Here is an 18515-nt window from a genome sequence, read left to right as displayed (position 1 = left end):
TCAAGCAGCCTCCACGGCGGTGGGCGCAGTTGCCGAAGTTTCTGACCCTGGTGGTCCGGCGGCGGCGAGCATTGCGCGGGAGTACTCGGCTTGCCACGCGATGCGCTCCGAGATCGCCCGCATGACCAGCTGGTCACGGGGCGGGCAGTGGGTATCCCCGGGCTCGACCTTGCGCCACACGAACCGGTCCGGGGCCGGCTCCGGTTTGCTGATCCCGACCGCCGCCAGGGCGGACAGCACGAAGCCCCGACGGTCCGCCTTGTGGTCGGCTACCGTCTTGCCGGACCACTTGCGCGACACCAGCACCCGCCGCCCCGGAAGGCCGAGCGTCGCCCGCCGATGCGCACGCCCCTTGCAGTGCCCCGGAGTCGTCTTCCCGTTCGCTCCCTTCGGGTTGATGCCATACAGCAGCCAGACAGCGCAGCGTGGCGAGCACGGCGTCATGGCCAGGTGGGCGTGAAGCATGTCGTGGTGGTCCCGCTGGGCAGCCGTGTCCGCGTCGACCACTTCGCCCGTCGACTTCGTCAGGTACTTGGTCAGATAGCCGATGTGCCGCCCAGCCTCTTCGGTACCGCCGAGGATGCCCTTCGAGTGCACCTGCGCGCCGAACCGCACGACGTGCGCCGGTTCTTCGACGGCCGCCACCGCGTCGTCCCACGCCGTCAACGGCTCCCGCGTCTCCGGGTCCACAAAGGAACGAGAACCGGGATCCCACAAAGGCTTCCGATCCGTGTAGACCAGTTCGTCATGAGCGGGCCACCACACCTGGTGGTAGGTCGCTTCGGTGACCAGGCGGATGGTTTCGTGCGAGATCGCACCCCGCAACGCCGTGTGCAGATGCGGGGCCGCCCGCCGCTGCGGCTCGACCGTGGCGAAGTACTGCACGTCCCAGCCGACGACTCGCCGCAGGTTCTGCCACCACCGATCCACCAGCGCCGCGAAGTGCACCGCATCCCGAGCCGCCCGCCGATAGTCATACGAAGCCGGGTCGACCGGTGACCCGTCCGGCCGGACACGGCCGTAGGTGTCGCAGGTCAGCGTGACGAACATCGACGGCCGGAACTTGCCCGCGAACTCCCGCCCCACCGTCGTCTTCGCAACCTTGCGCCGGGGCAGGTTCGGTGCGTCCTGGCGCCGCTTGGTCGAGCGCTTCACCGCCTTGCGCTCCGGCGCGTCCAGGGCGGGCAGGCGACCGGTCATGCCTGAGGCCCGCAGCTCCGCGTCCACGCCCGCGACCTCTGCCCGCAGCTCCTCCGCCTCCGTCTCGTCCCCGGCCGCCATCACGTCGCGGTAGTGCGCGGCCAGGTCAGCCCGGTAGGTCAGCAGCTCGGTTTGCGTCTCCGAGGGCTTCTCCCTGATGATCACCGGCTCTTCGGTCAGGTGCCAGCCTTCCCGGCACTGGGCCTGCCGCAGCGCCTTCGCCTTCCGGGCACACGGCAGGCACACCGACTCCACAGTGGAGCCGCACGGGACGGGGACGTAGCGGATCTCTCCGGTTTCGGTGTCCCCGACCTCCATCGTGAACGGGCGGACACAGACGCCGTGCTTCTCCGCCGTCGCCTTGACCACATCGGCGGCCAGCGCGGGACGGATTCGCTCGACCGGGGTGGCCGGCCGATCCTGCGTTGCGTGGGTGTCGGTCATGCCCGCCTCCCTTCGCCGCCGCGTCGATCAGCGAGGTTGACGACCTGGGCGCCACCGTTGGTGACGTAGTGCTCCAGTTGCTTGATCGTCTGATCGGGCACCCAGCCAGCGCGGACCCGCAGGGGTTCGCGGATGCCTTCGCCCCACACGTAACCGACCCCGGCAGCGTCCTCGGGGATGCGGTTCGCCCACGCGCCCCGCTCATACGCGCCGTCTCCGAGCACCATCGGAACCTGCGTCTTCGAGGTAAGCCGCATCGCGATGCGCCGGGGCAGCAGCTCCCTCACCGGTACCGTGTCCTTCGTCGGCTCCTGCACGTAGCCACGAACGGTGAAGCCGAGCGCCCGGCCCTGGGTAGTCAGGATCGCCAGCTTCTCCACGATCAGGTCACGGGTTTTGCGGTCGGTGTACTTGGTCAGCGCCCCGATCTCGTCGAACTCCAGCAGCTCCACCGGGTATTCGGTGGAGATCGGCACCTGCCGTGTCAGCCCGGCGAACTCCCGCTTGCGCTTCTCCAGCTCCTCCAACAGCGCGTCGAGGACTTCCAAGGCTTCTTTGCCGGACTGGCCGTAGCGGGCGAAGATCCCGCGTCCGTAGGACAGCTCCATTGCCTTCGGGTCGATCCCCGAACAGCGGATCACCCCGGCCCGGATCGCCGAGGCCGCCGCGACCAGCGGGCACCACATCACGGAGTTCTTCCCCGACCCGGTGGCACCGGCGACCAGCGTGTGTGACCCCGTTCCGACCAGCGGCAGCCGCCACGGCTTTCCGTACTCCGTCGACCCCGCGTAGACCGCCCGCAGATCCACCCCGGTCCCGTCGACGGCCACCAGGTCCGGCACCGGCAGGCACGCCACCGGGGCAGTCAGCAGGTCTCGACGCATGAAATCGATCGACACCACGTCCGGGCTCAACTCCCGGATCTGGCAGCGCGTGACCTTCCGAGCCACCGCCAGCGCACGGGCCGCGTCGTCGAACTCCTCGGGAGTCTGGCCCGGCACCAGCCGTACCCGCACCTCATCCCACGAGGCCCCGGACCGCACCGACAGCAGTGTCGGCACCGCCACCCTGCCCGAACGGTTCTCACTGCGGGAGACCGCCGAGCGGCCCCGGCCGCGTCCGATCAGCGACACCGTCACATCCACCGGCACCGAGGCGTCCCGCACCACCAGTCCGCACGCGGTTAGCCAACCAGCCAGCTTCCGTCCGTACAGTGCCCAGCGCAGCCACCAGCTCCGCAGCCACCGGCCGCACCAGTGGTCATAGCCCACCGCGTCCAGCCGCCACCATACGAGCTGGACTAGGCCGAGCACGCCGAACGTCACGACCAGGGAGATCCAGCCCAGGTAGCGGCACCACGCCCACAACCCGGGCAGGGCCAGGCAGGTCCGCCAGTGCGTCACCAGTTGCCGAACAATCCAGCCGACGGCCCGCGCGAGGCCCCACAGCACCATCCCGACCACCGCCAGAGCGGCCAGCATCTCCAGCAGCCCGGCCAGCGCCCGTCCGATCTTGGCCAGGACCCACAGCAGCACCGCCAGGCCGCCTGCCACCAGGGTGAGGGTCATCACCGTGTGCGCGTCCATCAGCGACCACCCCGCACACTTGCGCGCGGCAGCACCAACGGAAGTGGGAGCATCCCCAGGCATGGGGCGCACCGGTCCTCACCCGGCAGCAGCCGAGCGAACTTCTTACATTTTGTGCAGCGCATCCGAGTGACCCCGGTTGACTGCCCTTGGTTGCCATCATTTATCGTAGGCATTGTTCGCTTACTCCAGTGAACAGGCGCAGAACCAGCCCGAGAAGGTTTCCTAGGCCCAAGAGGGCTGGTTCTGCGCGTCCGAAAAACAGGACAATTTATGCACGCAGGGACGCGTTTATCCATCACACGTCCCCACGTGCGTAACTACTACCAATATTCAGTTATCGTGCCGCTGTCAGTCTTCCGACGTCTCCGACTGCGCCTCGCCCGCGTAGTCCTCCTTCCACTCCGGACGCTGGGTCAGCCGCTCCACACACCGCAACTGGATACCGTGATTCGCCAGCGCCTCCCACTTGTGATCCGGGTCCGTCTCGGCCATGGACTTGAACATCCGTGCGTTATGCCGGTGGAACTCGACCCACGCGGACAACGGCGAATCCTTCGACGGCATCCGCGCGAAAATGTCCATCTGCGCGTCGCGGAGCTTCACCGGATACTCTGGGGTTTTTGCCACCGAACCCCGGCTCACTCCGCGTCACCCCGTAACACCGATTGCTCCTGTTCCACTTCGGACACCACCCAGTCGAACAACTGTGCGCGCGGAATCATCAGCACGTCCGCCAGACGCATGATCGCCGGAACCCGACGCAACGGCCGCGAGCCTGCCTCTACCCCACCAATGAACGACGCCGAAAACCCCGACCGATCAGCGAGCTCGGCCTGTTTCCAGCCGCGCAGGTCACGCAACCGCCGCAAAAGCACACCCACCGGCACGAACACCCCGGCGTCCACGTCGTCAAACCGCACCGGCTCCAGCTCTGCTGCCGCCATCAGGCACCCCGCCCGTCACGCCGAGGCCGGATCGGTGCAGGGTGCAACCGCCGCCGCTGCGCCGGAACCGGCCGCCGATCCATCACCAACGGGTGGCCGGCCAGCGTCGCCCAGTCCTGCGCTGCCTCTGTCATGGCTTCCGCCGCAGCAGCCAGAGCCGCCACCGCCCACCACTCCAGACCTGGCACCGCCGACAGCTCATGCCACAACCGAGCCACCCGCCGAGCCGAGTACGAGACCCGCTCCGCCAGGTCCGACCGCGCGGGGTCTTTCGCCGCCGCCCGATACGCCATGTGGTAGTCGGCGTAAGCGCGCTGCCACTCCTGGTTCAGCCGCTCATACGACGCCGGGTCCGGCTCGCTCCCAACAACCACGGTCAGCACCCCTAGGCCGCCTTCGAGCCATCAGCAGCACCCGCCGACGAGCCCGAGCGAGACGACTTGCCCGCCGCCCCGGAGTCGGCCGCCTTGAAGCCCGTCGCCCGAAACACGTACGACTGGTACTTGTACTCGCCCTGACCGGCCACCCTCGGTTCCGCCGTCAAGCCCTCCAGCTCCACCGGCCGCATCCCCGGCATCACCTCCGACGCCGACGGCACCGGCTGCACATCGGCCAGCAACGTCACTTCGAAGGAAGCGCGCTTGGCCCGCGTCTCACCCAGGTCGGTCGCCAGGAACTTCCACTGCCGCTTGCCCGTCGACTCGTCCACGCGCTGCCGCACCGGCCGACCGGCCGCCTTGTCCTCCCGCGACTGAAACTCGTTGTCAGGCGAAACCTCGCCCACCATCACAAGGCCCTGCGGGAACGCCTCATCGAACGCGACCGCGAACCGGTGACCCTTTTCGATAGCCATTAAATTAGCCCTTACTGTACTTGACTCTTGTTTGATGACTTTTCACGATCTACGTCGTCGGCCGTGTCCATCAGCATCCGGCCAATCGTTCGCGCCTCATCGGCTGATAACGTCAAATCTCGTATGCCTGGAATGGAAAGGATGACAGTCGCCCCTTCCCGGAACGCCCACATGTACCTCTCCGCCCCCTCGTCGCCATCCTCAGTCGGACGAGAGCCGGTGCGTCGCACGCGCTTCGCCATGTAACAGCCCTCTCACTTCGCGGCCTCCCTACGTGCTCAGCTTGTCGAACAACTACTACAATCGGCCAAACAGGCGGGTTCCGAAACAAAGGTCGGGCATACGAATACGGCAGCGTGCACGGAATATTCCTCCGACGCATATCGCCAGGTCAGAGGCGTGCCAACGTGCTACACTCGATGCATACGGCATCTTCAGGGGGTGACCAGATGAACGACGATGTCACAGCGGTTGCGCCGGACCTTCCGGCCGACTTCTGGGAACGGTCCGACATACGTTCGCCCCTGCTCGGTCAGCACTTCGGGCGCTTCCTCCGCGCTTATCGCTCCGCGCAGTCCCCGAAGGTCAAGCAGGCCGACCTGGCTGCCTGGCTCGGCATCACCCAAGGCCAGCTCAGCAAGCTCGAACGGTCCCCGTCTGCCATTCACGACCTGGTCAAGCTCCAGAAATGGGCCGAGGCGCTACACGTGCCACGCGATCTATTGTGGTTCCGAAAACCGCAGGCCGAGGCCGGCCAGCCGGAAGCCGCTCCGGCCGAGACGACCGATCAGGAGCTGAGTCCTGTACCCCGCCGCGACCTACTGAAAGGCGCAGGCGTCTTGGCCGTTTCGGCCGCGAGCGCTGGATTGCTGGCAAATGCGCCATGGCAGCGCCTGATGGATTCAGTCGAAAAAGACCGCCCCGTCGACATGGCCACTGTCCAACTCATGCAGGACCGAACAGCGGACTTTCACGACAACGAACACACCGTTCCGGCACGTCAGTTGCTTGACGGATTAGTGCGTCACCGCGCGGTGATATCCGCCTTGCTCGCCAATGCTCGAACGGAGAGTATTCGCAACGAACTTGTTCGCACTTTCGGCGAGACCGAGACACTTGTCGGATGGCTACACTTCGACCTTGGAAATGCAAACGAGGCAGTGCAGTCCTGGCGAAAGACGCTGAAGATTGCCAAAGACTCAGGTGACGGCCCATTGGCTGCGTGCGCGCTTTCCTATTGGAGCTACCTGGCGTCCTCGCGAAACGACACCGTCCCGGCCGTGAGGCTACTACAGCAGGCCGAAAGCTACGTCCCCGGTAATACAGCTCCTGCTACCCGGTCATGGGTGGCGGCGCGCCAGGCCGAGGAACTAAGCCGTCTGGGCAACGAGACGGAAGCCATGCGTGCACTCGAACGGGCTTTCACGGCGTTCGACTTCGCACACCCGCGCACGGAGCGCCATTGGACGACGTTCTTCACGGCGAACAGGCTGGGTAGCCTCACAGTCTCGACCTACATGGGACTTCAGCACAAGGACGCTCCTGCCATCGCAGATTCCTTGCTTGCGTCCCTACCTCCGACCGTTCGGAAGCAGCGCGCTCTAGCTCTCGCCGACTTGACGACGCTTTGCGTGCGGGCGAACGACTACGATCGAGCACGCGCGCTGGTGGACAGTGCGATCGATTCGACGATCCGCACCGAGAGCAGCTTGTCACGACAGCGCCTGCTCACACTGTCCTCCGAGCTTGCGTCCGCGAAGAAGGGCAGTCCCGGAAACACCATGCGAGACAAGATCCGATCAGGCTTGCATCGGTAGCGGTTACACTGGTCGCGTCTCGGTTGTCAGCCAGGCAAGGTATTCTTCGCTACCGGCTTCGATCGGCTGCGCGACGATGTCAGGCACGTCGTAATGGTGGTTTTCTTTGATGTGAGCGAACAGCAGGTCAAGCCGGTCACCGTCAGTCTTGACCAAGCACTGCCACTCCTGCTCATCATGAATGCTGCCCTGCCAACGGTAGAAACTCCGGACCGGCCCGGTCACCTGGGCACACGCGCCGAGACGTGCCTCAACGATGCCACGAGCTAACCGCGCAGCGTCTTCCGCGCTGTCCGTCATCGTGACCACCGTGTAGTACTTACGCGACAACGTGCCCCTCCTTCGATCCGCGCCTGCCCAGCCGAGTTTACTGCCGAATTCGGCTCTATGGGATCAAGGCGCCGCCTGCGGCGGCGCGCACAGGTCACCTTGCGTCCGTCGGACGCCGCCCTTGGCGGACCGGCCTCCCGCTCCGCTCCGGCCGGCCGCCGGGCGCGCCCGCCGACGGCTCGGCTCCCGCAGGTGCGCCGCCGACGCCACGGCACCCAGAACCCAAGGCAGCCCCGCCGACTGCGTCTCGTCGCTCAGCTCGGCTGGCAGCTCACATGGTGAGCCCGTTCCCTCGCAGGCGATCGTTTAACACCGGGCTACCAGCATCAAGAGCGCCTTCGGCGTCGCTGCGCGATGAGCTTCGCTCACTCTTGACACCGGCAGCCCGGTGCTAATGGCGGCAGGGGCGAGGAAGACGGGGGCGGCGAGCCCACCAGGCGAGCAAGCCCCGTAACCGACTCACCCAAGGGAGCCGCAACGATGCCCAGCCGCCAGCTCAGCCCCAACCAGACCGCCCTCTTCAGCCCCTACCAACTCACCCTCTGGACCGAACAGACCCGGGCCGCCAGGCCGTCTCCAGGCCGTCACACGTCCAGCCCGGACCGGACCCAACCGGCCCGAATCGGCCGGAAAGCCCAGGTCAGGCCCTGTCTGACCGCGAAACCCTCCCAGCTCGGGAAACGCCGCCCGAAGTTGTTTGACAACTCAACAGAGCAGCCTTACCCCTATCGGACTGAACCGGGCCAAGCGTGCCGAGTCGGGCCGTGCGGGCCGGCTGAGCGGGAGAGCCGGGCATGCGAGCCGGGCCAAGTGTGCCGAGCCGGGACCGAGCCGAGCCGGCGGTCCGGACCACCGGCGACGGCCTGCGCTCAGTGGCCCTGCTGCGGGAACTGGCCCTGCTGCGGCGGACCCTGCTGCGGGAACCCCTGCGGTTGGGACGGGTGCTGCGGAAACCCTTGCTGCGGCAGCCCTTGCTGCGGGAACCCCTGCGGAGCACCACCCTGCGAGGGGTGCGGCGGGTACCCCGGCGCCGCCTGCTGCTGCGCCTGGCCCTGCTCCTCCTGCGCCTGCAGCCGGAGCGCATCCTCCTTCGGGATGCGGTTCTCGATCCCGCAGAACGTGCACTGCGCCGTGTACTTGACGCTGATCGGGAACAGCGGGATGAAGAACAGCGTGAACTTCGTGACCGCCTTGCGCACCGCGTGCGAAGCCGGGTTACCGCACCGGCCGCACAAGAACGTCGTCATCGCCAGCACGTAGATGCGCGTACGCCAGCCCCAGATCAGCATCGGTCTTCTCTCTTCCGGTTCTTCCTTCGCCGGGCAGCCTCGCACACCGCCGGCGCCGGACGGGGCGGTTTCGCCGATCCCGCGTGGACGATCATCCGGCGAACCGGACATCCGGGCCGTACCACGGCGCCGGATGCCCCGGGACTAGATTGGGATCATGCCGAGCGACTTCGCCCTCAAGACGATGAATGCCGTGCACCGCGGCCTGATCAAGCTCACCGGGGGCCGGGTGGGGTGGCAGGTCGCCATGCCCGTCCTGGAACTCACCACCATCGGCCGCAAGAGCGGGCAGCCGCGGTCGGTGCTGCTGACCTCGCCCCACCAGGACGGCGACACGTGGGTCGTCGTGGCGTCGCGCGGTGGCGACGACACGCACCCGGCGTGGTTCCTCAACCTGCGCGACCACCCCGACGTCGAGGTCTCGCTCAAGGGCGGGCCGAAGCAGCCGATGCGCGCCCGGATCGCCGACGCGGACGAGCGGGCGCGGCTGTGGCCGAAGATCACCGCCGACTTCAAGAACTACGCGCAGTACCAGACGAAGACCGAGCGGGAGATCCCGCTCGTCTTCCTCGAACCGCGCTAGCTCCGCGCCTGCAGGTACGCCGGGTCGGCGGCGGGGATCGGCTGGTCGGGGACCCCGGCCAGCAGCCGGCTCATGGCGTGGAAGTAGGGCGGCGCGGCGACCGTGCCGCCGAACGCGCCGTGGCCGCAGTCGCCGAGGTGCACCGGCGTGCCCGGGCAGATCTCCCGCGGGTGCGGCCCGTCGGCGAACACCATGGACGACACCGCGTAGCCGTCGACACCCCCGACGAACGCGACCGATTCGCTCAGCTGTGTCGTACCCGTCTTGCCGATGTCGGGCCGGGTCCAGCCGGCCGCGCGGGCCGCCTCGGCGGACGTTCCGCTCGTGGTGTCCTTGCTCAGCCCCGCTTCCAGGGTGTCCGCCACGCCCTGGGGGATGACCCGTTCGCACGCCTGCTGCGCCACCGGCACGGCGTTGCCGTTCCGGTCGGTCACCGACAGGATCGGGTTCGGCGGGCACCACACGCCGCCGCTCATCAGGGTCGCCGACACGTTCGCCATCTCCAGCGGGCTGACCGGGCTGTTGCCGAGGGTGAACGACAGCAGGTTCTGGAAGTACTGCGACTGCGGCTCGCTGAACTGCGGGTTGCCCGACTTCGGGTCCGGGGTGCGGCCGGCGTCGTTGGTCGCGAGGGTGTTCCGCAGCCCGAGCTTGGAGGCCATGTCGAGCACGGCGGGCATCCCCACCTGGCTCTCCAGCCCGACGAACGCGACGTTCGGCGAGGTCGCCAGCCCGTCGGCGAGGGTGATCGGGTCCGCGTAGTGGCCGTCGTTGTGGACGGTGTAGCAGGACGAATGCGCGTCCGGTACCGGGAAGCACTGGCTGTCCGGGTTCGGCAGCGGCGTGTCGAGCCCCGCCTTGCCGGTGACGAGCGCCGCGGCCGAGGTGAAGATCTTGAACGACGAGCCCGCGCCGAACTCGTTGCTCGCGTCGGCGACGATGTCGGTCGACGTCTCGCCCCGCGCCGGATCGGTGCCGTAGTCGCGGTTCGCGACCATGGCGAGCACCTGGTGCCCGTCCTGGCCCGGCTGGACGACGGCGAAGGTGTTGGCCACGCCGTCCTGGGTGGTCGGCACGTTCGCGTCGACGGCGTCCTTGGCCACCTGCGAGACGCGCGGGTCGAGGGTGGTCTTGATCGTGTAGCCGCCGGTGGCCAGCCGGTCGGCGGTGAACCCCGCGTGCACCAGGTAGCTTTCCGCGTAGGCGCAGAAGAAGCCGGCGTCCGGCGCCGCGCCCAGGCAGGTGCCCGACGGCGTCACCGGGCCGTTCGGCACCACCCCGAGCGGGGCAGCCTTCGCCGTCGCCGCGTACGACGCCGGGATCGAGCCGTTGGTGACCATGTCGTCGATGACGAGGTTGCGGCGCTGCAGTGCCTTGTCGGCGTGGGTGTACGGGTTGTAGACGCTCGGGTTGTTCACCATTCCGGCGAGCAGGGCGGCTTGCGGCACGGTCAATTTGTCCGCGGTCGTCCCGAAATACGCCTCGGCCGCCGCGCCGACACCGTACACGGTTCCGCTGAATTCGACCACATTGAGGTAATTCGCCAGAATGTCGTCCTTGCTCATGGTGGCGTTGAGCTGGACGGCCATTTTCGCCTCGCGCAGCTTGCGGGCGAGCGAGTCCTCGCGATCAGCCTGCTGGGCGGCCGGGTCGTTCCGGTCGACCACGTTGATCAGGTAGTTCTTGACGTCCTGCTGCGTGATCGTGGACGCGCCCTGCAGCGCCCCGCCGGTGCTGTCGTTGACCGCCGCGCGGAGCATTCCCTGCATGTCGACGCCGCCTTCGGTGTAGAACCGGCGGTCTTCGACGGCGACGATCGCGGCCTTCATCGTGGTGGCGATCCCGGCCGCGGTGACGGGCAGGCGGTACTGCGCGTAGAGCGTCGCGATGGGGGTGCCGTCGCGGTCGGTCACGGTGGTGACCAGCGGCGGATCGGCCGCGGCGAGCTGGGCGGAAATGGCGTCCACCGAATCGCTGACCTGATTCGACAACAGACCCGCCCCGATGGCCGCGGGCGTCACCGTCCCGGCGACCAGAATTCCGGCGAGCAGGCACAAACCGACAAAGGGGACCACGGCCCGGCGACGTTTCACGAATTCGACATTAGGCATCGGGCGATAAAGCTTCCGTTCGGTGAGACATGTGCCTCAGCGGGCCAACCTGCCGAGCAGGGCCGAGGCGACCGAAACGGCCACCGCCGTCGCCACCGCCAGCACGGCAAAGTCGAGCCCGAGGTGGGCGGGGGTCCCGATGAGCAGGCCGCGCAGCGCGTCGACCTGGTAGCTCAGCGGGTTGACGTGGCTGAGCACCTTCAGCCACGACGGCATCAGGTCCACCGGGTACAGCGCGTTCGAGCCGAAGAACAGCGGCATCGTGATCGCCTGCCCGATGCCCATCAGCCGTTCCCGTGACAGCACGATCCCGGCGATCACGATGGACAGGCAGCAGAAGAACGCCGAACCGAGCACGAGGACGACGGCCATGGCGAGGAGCTTCAGCGGGTTGGCGGTCAGGCCGACGCCGAGGATCGCGGCCAGGATCAGCACCATCAGCGCCTGCACGAGCGCACGGACGCCGGCGGCGAAGGCCTTGCCCGCGACGAGGGCCGCGCGCGGGGTCGGGGTCACCAGGAGCTTGGCGAGCACGCCCGCGTCGCGCTCCCAGATGATCTGGATGCCGTAGAAGATCGCGATGAACAGCGCCGACTGGGCGAGGATGCCCGGCGCCAGGAAGTCGAGGTACGGCGTCGAGCCGGTCGGGATCGCGCGCAGCCGGGTGAAGGTCTCCCCGAAGATCAGCAGCCACAGCGCGGGCTGGATCGCCCTGGTGAGCAGCTCGGTCTGGTCGCGGCGCAGTTTCTGCAGCTCCACCAGGCACATCGCGCCGACGCGGGCGCCGAGCACGCGCAGCCGGCGCAGCGGGCCCTCCTCAGCCGAGGCGGCGGGCGGTACGGCGAGTGGCACGGACACCGCGGATCCCTCCTTCTTCGTGGTCGAGCCGGTTCCCGGTCGCCGCCCGGAACACGTCGTCCAAAGTGGACTCCGGGCCGAGGGCGGCTTCCAGTTCGGCGGGGGTGCCCAGCGCGCGGATCCGGCCGGCGTCCATCAGGGCGACGCGGTCGCAGTACTGCTCGGCTTCGTCCATGTAGTGCGTGGTGACGAGCACGGTCATGCCGGTCGCCTCGCGGATCGAGCCGATGCGGTCCCACACCGACGACCGCGCGACCGGGTCGAGCCCGACCGTCGGCTCGTCGAGGACGAGCAGCCGCGGCGAACTGACCAGGGCCTGGGCGAGTTCGAGGCGGCGGATCATGCCGCCGGAGTACGTCTTGGCCGTGCGGTCGGCGTCGCCGGCCAGCCCGACCAGGTCCAGGGCCAGCCGCACCTGCCCGGCCCGCTCGCGGCGGGGCACGTCGAAGAGCCGTGCGAACAGTGCGACGTTCTCGCGGCCGGTGAGCGCGCTGTCGGCGGACAGCTGCTGCGGGACGTACCCGATGAGCCGCCGCACGGCCATCCGGCGGCGCGCGACGTCGACACCGAAGACCGTGATGCGGTCCGGCGCGGCGGGCAGCAGGGTGGTGATCATCCGGAGGGTCGTCGTCTTGCCGGCGCCGTTCGGGCCCAGCAGGCCGAACACCTCGCCCGGGTGGATTTCGAGGTCGACGCCGTCCACCGCCCGGGTGGCGCCGAACGAGTGGCTGAGGCCGGTGCAGCGCACCGCCGCGGGTTCGGTCATGGTTGCTCCTTCAGGATGCCCATGAGTTTTTCCAGTGCCGGCAACGCCTGCCCGATGGCCGTGATGTCCTCTTCAGACAGTTTCGCGAGGGCGTCGGCGACGAGCCCGGTGCGGGCGCGGCGCCAGGCCGTCATCCGGTCGGCGGCCGCGGTGGTGATCTCCAGCCGGGCCGCGCGCCGGTCGGCGGGGTCGGCCTCGCGGCGCAGCAGGCCGGCGTCGGCGAGCTGGTTCACCAGCGTGCTGACCGAGTTGTTCGCCAGGTGCAGTTCGCGCGCGGCCGCGGCGACGCCGATCCCGGGGTGGTCGGCCACGACGCGCAGGAGTTCGACCTGGGCGCCGGGCAGTGGCGTGCCCGCCACGCCGGCGCGCACCCGGCGGCGCACCACCCGGCGGATCCCCTGGACGGCGCCCAGCAGGCGGTCGGCGAGTTCGGTCATGCCCCTGAAAGTAGCTCTGCCCCAGATCTATTAGCAACGCTAAATGTCTGGTTGGCGAGAAAAGGGCGGAATCAGCCGCGGGCGGCTTCGGCGAGGGCCAGGGTGAGCAGGCCGGGGAAGCGGGCGTCGAACTCCTCGCGGCGCAGTGCGTTCAGCCGCTGCGTGCCGCTGTCCCACTGCCGGAGCAGCCCGGCGGCGCGGAGGATCTTGAAGTGCCGGGACGCGGCGGGCTTGCTCACCGGCGGCATGATCGCGCCGCACGGCCGGCCGGGTTCCCTGGCCAGGGCGGCGATCATGGCCAGCCGGTGCGGGTCGCGCAGGGCTTCCAGGGCCGCGCTGAAGGGGACGTCCTCGAGGTCCGGGTGCTCCAGGGGGGTCGCGGTGCGGCTGGCCATGGTCCGAGTATCCCCGGTTGCCCGGACGCGAGCCGCTGTGCCATGGTCAATGTTAGTCATCTGGTTAACATGAGGAGTTGTAGTGCGCGTCTACCGTCCGCGGTCCGGCCGTCTGGTCCAGCGCGAAGAGCCGATGCCCGAGCCGCGGCCCGGCGAGGTGCTCGTCCGCGTGCGGGCCGTGTCGCTGAACTACCGGGACCTGCTCATCCTGAACGGCGAGCACTTCGCCGCCGGGGCCGATACGCTGATCCCGGTCTCGGACGCCGCGGGCGAGGTCGCGGCGGTCGGCGAGGGGGTCACGCGGTTCGCCGGGGGAGACCGGGTGGTCAACGCGTTCCACCCGGACTGGATCGCCGGCCGGATGCCGGACACCGCGGTGGGGTACGGCAACGGCCGGGACGGCTGGCTCGCCGAATACCGGGCCGTCCCCGAGCACGCGCTCGTCGCGCTGCCGGATTCGCTCACCTTCGAGCAGGGCGCGACGCTGCCGTGTGCCGCCGTCACGGCGTGGACGTCGCTCGACGGGGTGCGCCCGGGCGACGTCGTGCTGACCCTCGGCACCGGCGGCGTCTCCCTGTTTGCCCTGCAACTGGCGAAGGCGCGCGGGGCGCGGGTCGTCGCGACCACGTCGAGCGCGGCCAAGGTGGCGAAACTGACCGGGCTGGGCGCGGACACGGTGATCGACTACGTCGCGACGCCGGACTGGGGCAAGGCGGTGCTCGACGCCACCGGCGGGCGGGGCGCGGACCGGATCGTCGAGGTCGGCGGGCCCGGCACGTTCGCCCAGTCGCTGGTCGCGGCCGGGATCCACCACGCCGAGATCGCGCTCGTCGGGTTCGTCGGCCGGAGCGGGCCGCCGATCGACTTCATGGACCTGTTCCGCAGCGGTGCGACCGTGCGGAAGATCTGGGTCGGCAGCCGCGAGGACACCGAAGACCTGCTCCGGTGGCTCGAGGTGTGGCCGATCGAGCCGGTCATCGACAGCGTTCACTCGTTCGAGGACGCCGCCGCGGCGTTCCGGCGCTTCGAGGAGCGGGAGAACTTCGGCAAGGTCGTGATCGCCGTGGGGTGAGGCGAGAGGGATACCGCTGATCGGCTGAACCTACCCGGAGTGACCGTTCGGCGGCGGGCCGGTGCCGTTCGCCGCGCCACGACGGAAGTTGCGGTCCGGAAATCCCGCGGCGGGCGCATGCTGTCCCTTCCGGCCCCGCGTCCCCGCGCCTGACGTCCACAGTGGACATTGCCAGTGCGCCCGGTCCGGTGGCCTCCGAAATGAGGATAGGAACGTTCGTCGTGACCCTGCTGGACAGCAAGCTCGTCCGATGCTGGACCTCCCGCCCGCACCTGCAGTCCCTGTACACCCTCGCCGCGGCCGCCCCGCGGATGCGCGCCGCGCTCGGCCTCGCGCCCACCGGCGGCGGCACGGTCGACTTCAAGGTCGACGGGGACGCGCTGGCCCGCACCGAGGCGGAGCTGATCGCCGCGACGTCGGCGCGGCTGCCGGTGCACCCGCTGGTGACGCAGGACCTCCACGGCCGTTCGACGGTCCGGTGCTGGCGCCGCAACCGCGACCTGCGCGTGCTGACCAGCGACCTGGTCGACGTCGCGGACCGGCTGGCCAGGGCCGGCTACGGCGGCTCGCTGCGGTTCGCGACCGTCGAATTCGGCGAGCCGGCCGGGCGCCGCGAAGGAAAGCTGGCGCTGGTGTACCTGTTCGACCGCGGCACGTTCCACACCGCGGCGCCCGGAGCCCGGCAGCTGGACCGGGCGCTGGAGCTGCGGGCCCGGGCCGCGTTGCACGGTGCGCTGCCGCTGGAACCCGTCGCGCGGCGACGGTTCGTGCTCTGAGGCGACCCTGAAAATCCGCCGATTGGCGCCGGTCCGGCGTTCTGCGAGGATGCTGCTCTCGTCCGATCGAAGGAGATGGCCGTGGCTTCTCGTCTCAACCCCTACCTGAGCTTCCGCGACGACGCGCGGCAGGCGATGGAGTTCTACAAGGGTGTCTTCGGCGGCACGCTCACCCTGAACACGTTCGGGGAATTCGGTTCACCCGAAGGAGCGGACGCGAACAAGGTCATGCACGCCCAGCTGGAAGCGGAGAACGGCTTCACGCTGATGGCAGCCGACACCCCGGCCGGGATGGAGCACAACCCGGGCACGAACATCTCGGTGAGCCTCAGCGGCGACGACGCCGACGACCTGCGCGGCTACTGGGACAAGCTGAGCGAGGGCGGCACCGTGACGGTTCCGTTCGAAAAGCAGATGTGGGGCGACGAATTCGGTGCCTGCGTCGACAAGTTCGGCATCCCCTGGATGGTCAACGTCGTACAAGGGTAGCCACGAGCCGTTGCAGCCGGTGCCCCCGTCGGTGACCATGGGGACACCGGCGTGGCGTGGCGCCGGGCCGAAGGAGGCCCGATGGCGGGTTTTCCCTGGACGTGTGCGCAATGTGGCGCGGTCAACGACCCCGCCGCCCGGCGCTGTGGCACCTGCGCGGGGCTGGCGCCGGGCCGGGCCCGCGCGCGGGCGCTGTGGGTGCTGCTGACCCTGATGGTGGTCGCCGGCGTCGCGGTGGGCGGGGTCCTGCTGTTCACCGGGGACTCGCGGCCCTCGCCGTACGCGTCGGGGCCGTTCCCGGAGTACACGACGCCCGCGCTGCCGACCACCAAGACCGTCGTCACGACCGCGAACGGCGTCATCCCGCCGGTGACGCCGGCCACGACCACGTCGACGCCGGCCGAAAAACCGTGCCCGGCGGACGCGGCGCGCTACCTGCCCGGCGGGGTGGGGACGGCGCTGCTCGTGGGACAGACCGAAAAGTCCCTCGTCACGATCTGCCGGGTCCCTGACGGCCGGATCTTCTACGACGGGCAGGCCCGCGGGCAGGCGGCCTCCGACGACACCCACATCACGCTGCCGGCCCGGGCCGAGGGCGACGGCTTCGTCGCGGTGAACGGCGAGTACAGCTATCAGGTCGCCGGCGGGCGGCTGGTCGTGTCCGCCGGGTCCGAAGTGCTCTCCGACGAGGCGCTGACCACGGTCGGCTGAGCGCCGAACAGCTCCTCCACCGGCTCCGCGTCGAACCCGAGGTCGGCCCGCATCCGGGCGCGCATGACGCGGTAGCCGCGCTGGCCGGCGTCCCAGGCGGGCCGCAGCTTCGTGCCGTCGTCGGGGCCGGGGTCGAGCAGCATCGCGGCCAGCCGCATCCGGGGCAGCGTGGCGTCGCTGATCAGCCGCCGGACCGCTTCCGGCGCGTGCAGCACGACGGGCCCGAGGGCGTGCTGGGCCTCGCTGCGCACCTCCCGCAGTTCGGCGAGCTGGTGCTCGTCGAGTTCGCGGTCCGGTTCGCGGTCCGATTCGCGGATCGCGCGGGCCTGGAACAGCACGCCGTCGAACGCTTCGAGGGCGCCCATCAGCCGGGCGTAGGCCTCGGCGCGGGTCTCGTGGGTCCGGGCTTCGCGTTCGCGCTGCCACCGGCGCTCTTCGCGAGCGGCCTCTTCGGCCATCCGCCGGGCTTCGCGGCGGCCCGAAAGGACCTGGGTCAGGATCACCCCGGCGAGGCCGAGCAGGGCGACGACGATCGGAATCCACACCGGCACCTGGGAACCCACGTGCGCACCCTACCCAGGATGTGGGAGTGGCGGCGGCCACCCGGCCGGTGTCCGCATGCTGGAGTCATGGCTTCTCCGCTGGACAACCCGACCTGGGCTTCGCTGACCGGCCCGCACGCCCGCTTCGCGGAACGGCAGGGGCGGGTCCTGCGCTACCCGGAGGACGTCGCGCCGTTCCTGGCCCTGCCCGACGACCCGGGCGAGCAGGACTGGCGGGACGTCGCCGAGCTGGCCGGCCCCGGGGCGACGGTCGTGCTCGCCGCCACCGGCGCGCGGCCGCCGTCGGACTGGGAGGTGCTCGACGAGATCCCCGGCGTGCAGCTGGTCGACGAGGGGGTCGCGGCCGCACCGGACCCGGAGGCCGTCCGGCTCGGGCCCGCGGACGTGCCGGAGATGCTGGACCTCGTCGAGCGGACGCGGCCGGGGCCGTTCCGGAAGCGGACCGTCGAGCTCGGCACGTACCTCGGCATCCGGCGCGGCGGAGCGCTCGTCGCCATGGCCGGCGAGCGGCTGCACCCGCCGGGCTACACGGAGATCAGCGCGGTCTGCACGGACCCGGCGTACCGCGGGCAGGGCCTCGCGACCCGGCTGGTGCTCGCGGTGGCCGCGGGCATCCGCGAGCGCGGCGAGGTGCCGATGATGCACGCGGCCGCGGGGAACACCTCGGCGATCCGCCTCTACCTCTCCCTGGGGTTCGCGCTGCGGCAGCGGCCGGATTTCGTGGCGGTGCGCGTGCCGCTCGCACTCGCGGTCTAGGCACCGGTCGACGACCCGGGCCGGACGATCATCAGCACCGTCACCGCCGCCCACAGCAGGTTGAACACGCCGGTCAGCATGGCCAGCCGGCCGAGGACGTCCGATGTGGACTCCTCCTCGGCCAGCAGCCGCTTCTGGCGCGGCAGGATCAGCAGGGCGAGCACCGCGGCGGCGACCGCGGTCAGGCCGATTGACACGAGCAGCCACGGGTCGCCCATCACGTGCATCGTGCCCGCGACGCCGAAGCCGAACACCGGGACCGCGATGGCCGCGTAGGCGTACACGCGGCAGATCCGGTGCAGGAGGGTGGCCGCCTTGACGTCGCCGCGCCGGACCGCGGCGGGGAACATGCTGGCCGCGACCGCGACCGGGCCCACGGCGAGGATCGCCGCCAGGACGTGGACCGAAAGGAGGATTTTCGACACGCGTCGAAGCTAGCGATCTTCCCGGGCCGGGGGGAGTGGCCGGATGGTCAGGAACCGCCGGGATCCGGCCAGCCGGCGCCGGGATGTCGATCCCGGGCCCGCCGGTT

General features: G+C 69.6%; 22 protein-coding genes. 7 read left to right on the top strand and 15 right to left on the bottom strand.

The features are described from left to right. From ACWED2_RS18550 to ACWED2_RS18525, 6 genes are all read right to left on the bottom strand, one after another. Complete coding sequence (locus ACWED2_RS18550; protein WP_449691712.1) at positions 1 to 1644, bottom strand: replication initiator; 1644 nt, start codon at positions 1642 to 1644, stop codon at positions 1 to 3. Then, positions 1641 to 3230 (bottom strand): FtsK/SpoIIIE domain-containing protein, encoded by a 1590-nt coding sequence (locus ACWED2_RS18545; protein WP_449691711.1) that lies wholly within the window; start codon positions 3228 to 3230, stop codon positions 1641 to 1643. Before ACWED2_RS18545 ends, ACWED2_RS18550 begins: the two co-directional genes overlap by 4 nt. Before the next feature lie 351 nt (positions 3231 to 3581). Beyond that, positions 3582 to 3836, bottom strand: a complete 255-nt coding sequence (locus ACWED2_RS18540; protein ID WP_449691710.1) for an AMED_5909 family protein — start codon at positions 3834 to 3836, stop codon at positions 3582 to 3584. Between the two features lie 35 nt (positions 3837 to 3871). After that, entirely contained in the window at positions 3872 to 4177 is a 306-nt protein-coding gene (locus ACWED2_RS18535) for a helix-turn-helix domain-containing protein (protein ID WP_449691709.1), read from the bottom strand. Beyond that, positions 4177 to 4560: a hypothetical protein gene (locus ACWED2_RS18530; protein WP_449691708.1), complete on the bottom strand. Its 384-nt coding sequence runs from the start codon at positions 4558 to 4560 to the stop codon at positions 4177 to 4179. The genes ACWED2_RS18535 and ACWED2_RS18530 overlap by 1 nt, the downstream gene beginning before the upstream one ends. A gap of 2 nt (positions 4561 to 4562) precedes the next feature. Continuing rightward, positions 4563 to 5030 (bottom strand): hypothetical protein, encoded by a 468-nt coding sequence (locus ACWED2_RS18525; RefSeq protein WP_449691707.1) that lies wholly within the window; start codon positions 5028 to 5030, stop codon positions 4563 to 4565. A 449-nt stretch (positions 5031 to 5479) separates the two neighbouring features. On the opposite strand from ACWED2_RS18525, the gene ACWED2_RS18520 reads away from it, so the two are divergent. Continuing rightward, the gene (locus ACWED2_RS18520; RefSeq protein WP_449691706.1) at positions 5480 to 6847 is read left to right on the top strand and encodes a hypothetical protein; all 1368 of its coding nucleotides are present in this window, start codon (positions 5480 to 5482) and stop codon (positions 6845 to 6847) included. A 3-nt stretch (positions 6848 to 6850) separates the two neighbouring features. Here the strand turns inward: ACWED2_RS18520 and cutA are convergent, their stop codons facing one another. After that, complete coding sequence (gene cutA / locus ACWED2_RS18515; RefSeq protein WP_449691705.1) at positions 6851 to 7177, bottom strand: divalent-cation tolerance protein CutA; 327 nt, start codon at positions 7175 to 7177, stop codon at positions 6851 to 6853. A gap of 869 nt (positions 7178 to 8046) precedes the next feature. Continuing rightward, positions 8047 to 8466, bottom strand: a complete 420-nt coding sequence (locus tag ACWED2_RS18510; RefSeq protein ID WP_449691704.1) for a zinc-ribbon domain-containing protein — start codon at positions 8464 to 8466, stop codon at positions 8047 to 8049. Between the two features lie 157 nt (positions 8467 to 8623). Between ACWED2_RS18510 and ACWED2_RS18505 the strand changes: the two genes are divergently transcribed. Beyond that, positions 8624 to 9049 (top strand): nitroreductase/quinone reductase family protein, encoded by a 426-nt coding sequence (locus ACWED2_RS18505; protein WP_449691703.1) that lies wholly within the window; start codon positions 8624 to 8626, stop codon positions 9047 to 9049. Here the strand turns inward: ACWED2_RS18505 and ACWED2_RS18500 are convergent. The 5 genes from ACWED2_RS18500 to ACWED2_RS18480 form a co-directional block, all read right to left on the bottom strand. Beyond that, positions 9046 to 11160 carry a transglycosylase domain-containing protein gene (locus ACWED2_RS18500; protein WP_449691702.1) on the bottom strand — a complete coding sequence of 705 codons (2115 nt, stop codon included), beginning with the start codon at positions 11158 to 11160 and terminating at the stop codon, positions 9046 to 9048. The genes ACWED2_RS18505 and ACWED2_RS18500 overlap by 4 nt on opposite strands. Before the next feature lie 36 nt (positions 11161 to 11196). Next, positions 11197 to 12018 (bottom strand): ABC transporter permease, encoded by an 822-nt coding sequence (locus ACWED2_RS18495; RefSeq protein WP_449691701.1) that lies wholly within the window; start codon positions 12016 to 12018, stop codon positions 11197 to 11199. Continuing rightward, positions 11978 to 12784, bottom strand: a complete 807-nt coding sequence (locus ACWED2_RS18490; protein WP_449691700.1) for an ABC transporter ATP-binding protein — start codon at positions 12782 to 12784, stop codon at positions 11978 to 11980. Before ACWED2_RS18490 ends, ACWED2_RS18495 begins: the two co-directional genes overlap by 41 nt. Further along, complete coding sequence (locus tag ACWED2_RS18485; protein ID WP_449691699.1) at positions 12781 to 13221, bottom strand: MarR family winged helix-turn-helix transcriptional regulator; 441 nt, start codon at positions 13219 to 13221, stop codon at positions 12781 to 12783. The genes ACWED2_RS18490 and ACWED2_RS18485 overlap by 4 nt, the downstream gene beginning before the upstream one ends. Before the next feature lie 71 nt (positions 13222 to 13292). Further along, positions 13293 to 13616: an ArsR/SmtB family transcription factor gene (locus tag ACWED2_RS18480; RefSeq protein ID WP_449691698.1), complete on the bottom strand. Its 324-nt coding sequence runs from the start codon at positions 13614 to 13616 to the stop codon at positions 13293 to 13295. A gap of 82 nt (positions 13617 to 13698) precedes the next feature. On the opposite strand from ACWED2_RS18480, the gene ACWED2_RS18475 reads away from it, so the two are divergent. The 4 genes from ACWED2_RS18475 to ACWED2_RS18460 all read left to right on the top strand — a co-directional run bounded on the left by ACWED2_RS18475 (position 13699) and on the right by ACWED2_RS18460 (position 16664). Then, complete coding sequence (locus ACWED2_RS18475; RefSeq protein ID WP_449691697.1) at positions 13699 to 14688, top strand: zinc-dependent alcohol dehydrogenase family protein; 990 nt, start codon at positions 13699 to 13701, stop codon at positions 14686 to 14688. Positions 14689 to 14909: 221 nt separating this feature from the next. Further along, entirely contained in the window at positions 14910 to 15464 is a 555-nt protein-coding gene (gene pspAB, locus ACWED2_RS18470) for a PspA-associated protein PspAB (RefSeq protein WP_449691696.1), read from the top strand. A gap of 81 nt (positions 15465 to 15545) precedes the next feature. Continuing rightward, positions 15546 to 15953: a VOC family protein gene (locus ACWED2_RS18465; RefSeq protein ID WP_449691695.1), complete on the top strand. Its 408-nt coding sequence runs from the start codon at positions 15546 to 15548 to the stop codon at positions 15951 to 15953. Between the two features lie 81 nt (positions 15954 to 16034). Next, positions 16035 to 16664: a hypothetical protein gene (locus tag ACWED2_RS18460; protein ID WP_449691694.1), complete on the top strand. Its 630-nt coding sequence runs from the start codon at positions 16035 to 16037 to the stop codon at positions 16662 to 16664. Here the strand turns inward: ACWED2_RS18460 and ACWED2_RS18455 are convergent. Further along, a complete protein-coding gene (locus tag ACWED2_RS18455; RefSeq protein WP_449691693.1) occupies positions 16586 to 17227 on the bottom strand; it encodes a hypothetical protein in 642 nt (213 codons plus the stop codon). The two genes, ACWED2_RS18460 and ACWED2_RS18455, sit on opposite strands and share 79 nt — an antisense overlap. Positions 17228 to 17293: 66 nt before the next feature. Here ACWED2_RS18455 and ACWED2_RS18450 point away from each other — a divergent pair, with 66 nt between their 5' ends. Further along, positions 17294 to 17983, top strand: a complete 690-nt coding sequence (locus ACWED2_RS18450; RefSeq protein ID WP_449691692.1) for a GNAT family N-acetyltransferase — start codon at positions 17294 to 17296, stop codon at positions 17981 to 17983. On the opposite strand, the gene ACWED2_RS18445 is transcribed toward ACWED2_RS18450, so the two are convergent. Then, on the bottom strand, positions 17980 to 18408 hold the full coding sequence (locus ACWED2_RS18445; protein ID WP_449691691.1) for a hypothetical protein: 429 nt from the start codon (positions 18406 to 18408) through the stop codon (positions 17980 to 17982). The genes ACWED2_RS18450 and ACWED2_RS18445 overlap by 4 nt on opposite strands. Between the last annotated feature and the right edge of the window lie 107 nt (positions 18409 to 18515).

This window comes from Amycolatopsis sp. NPDC005003, from assembly GCF_053600695.1.
The sequence above is the reverse complement of the archived record's forward strand: the minus strand, read 5'-3'. Positions and strand labels throughout refer to the sequence as shown.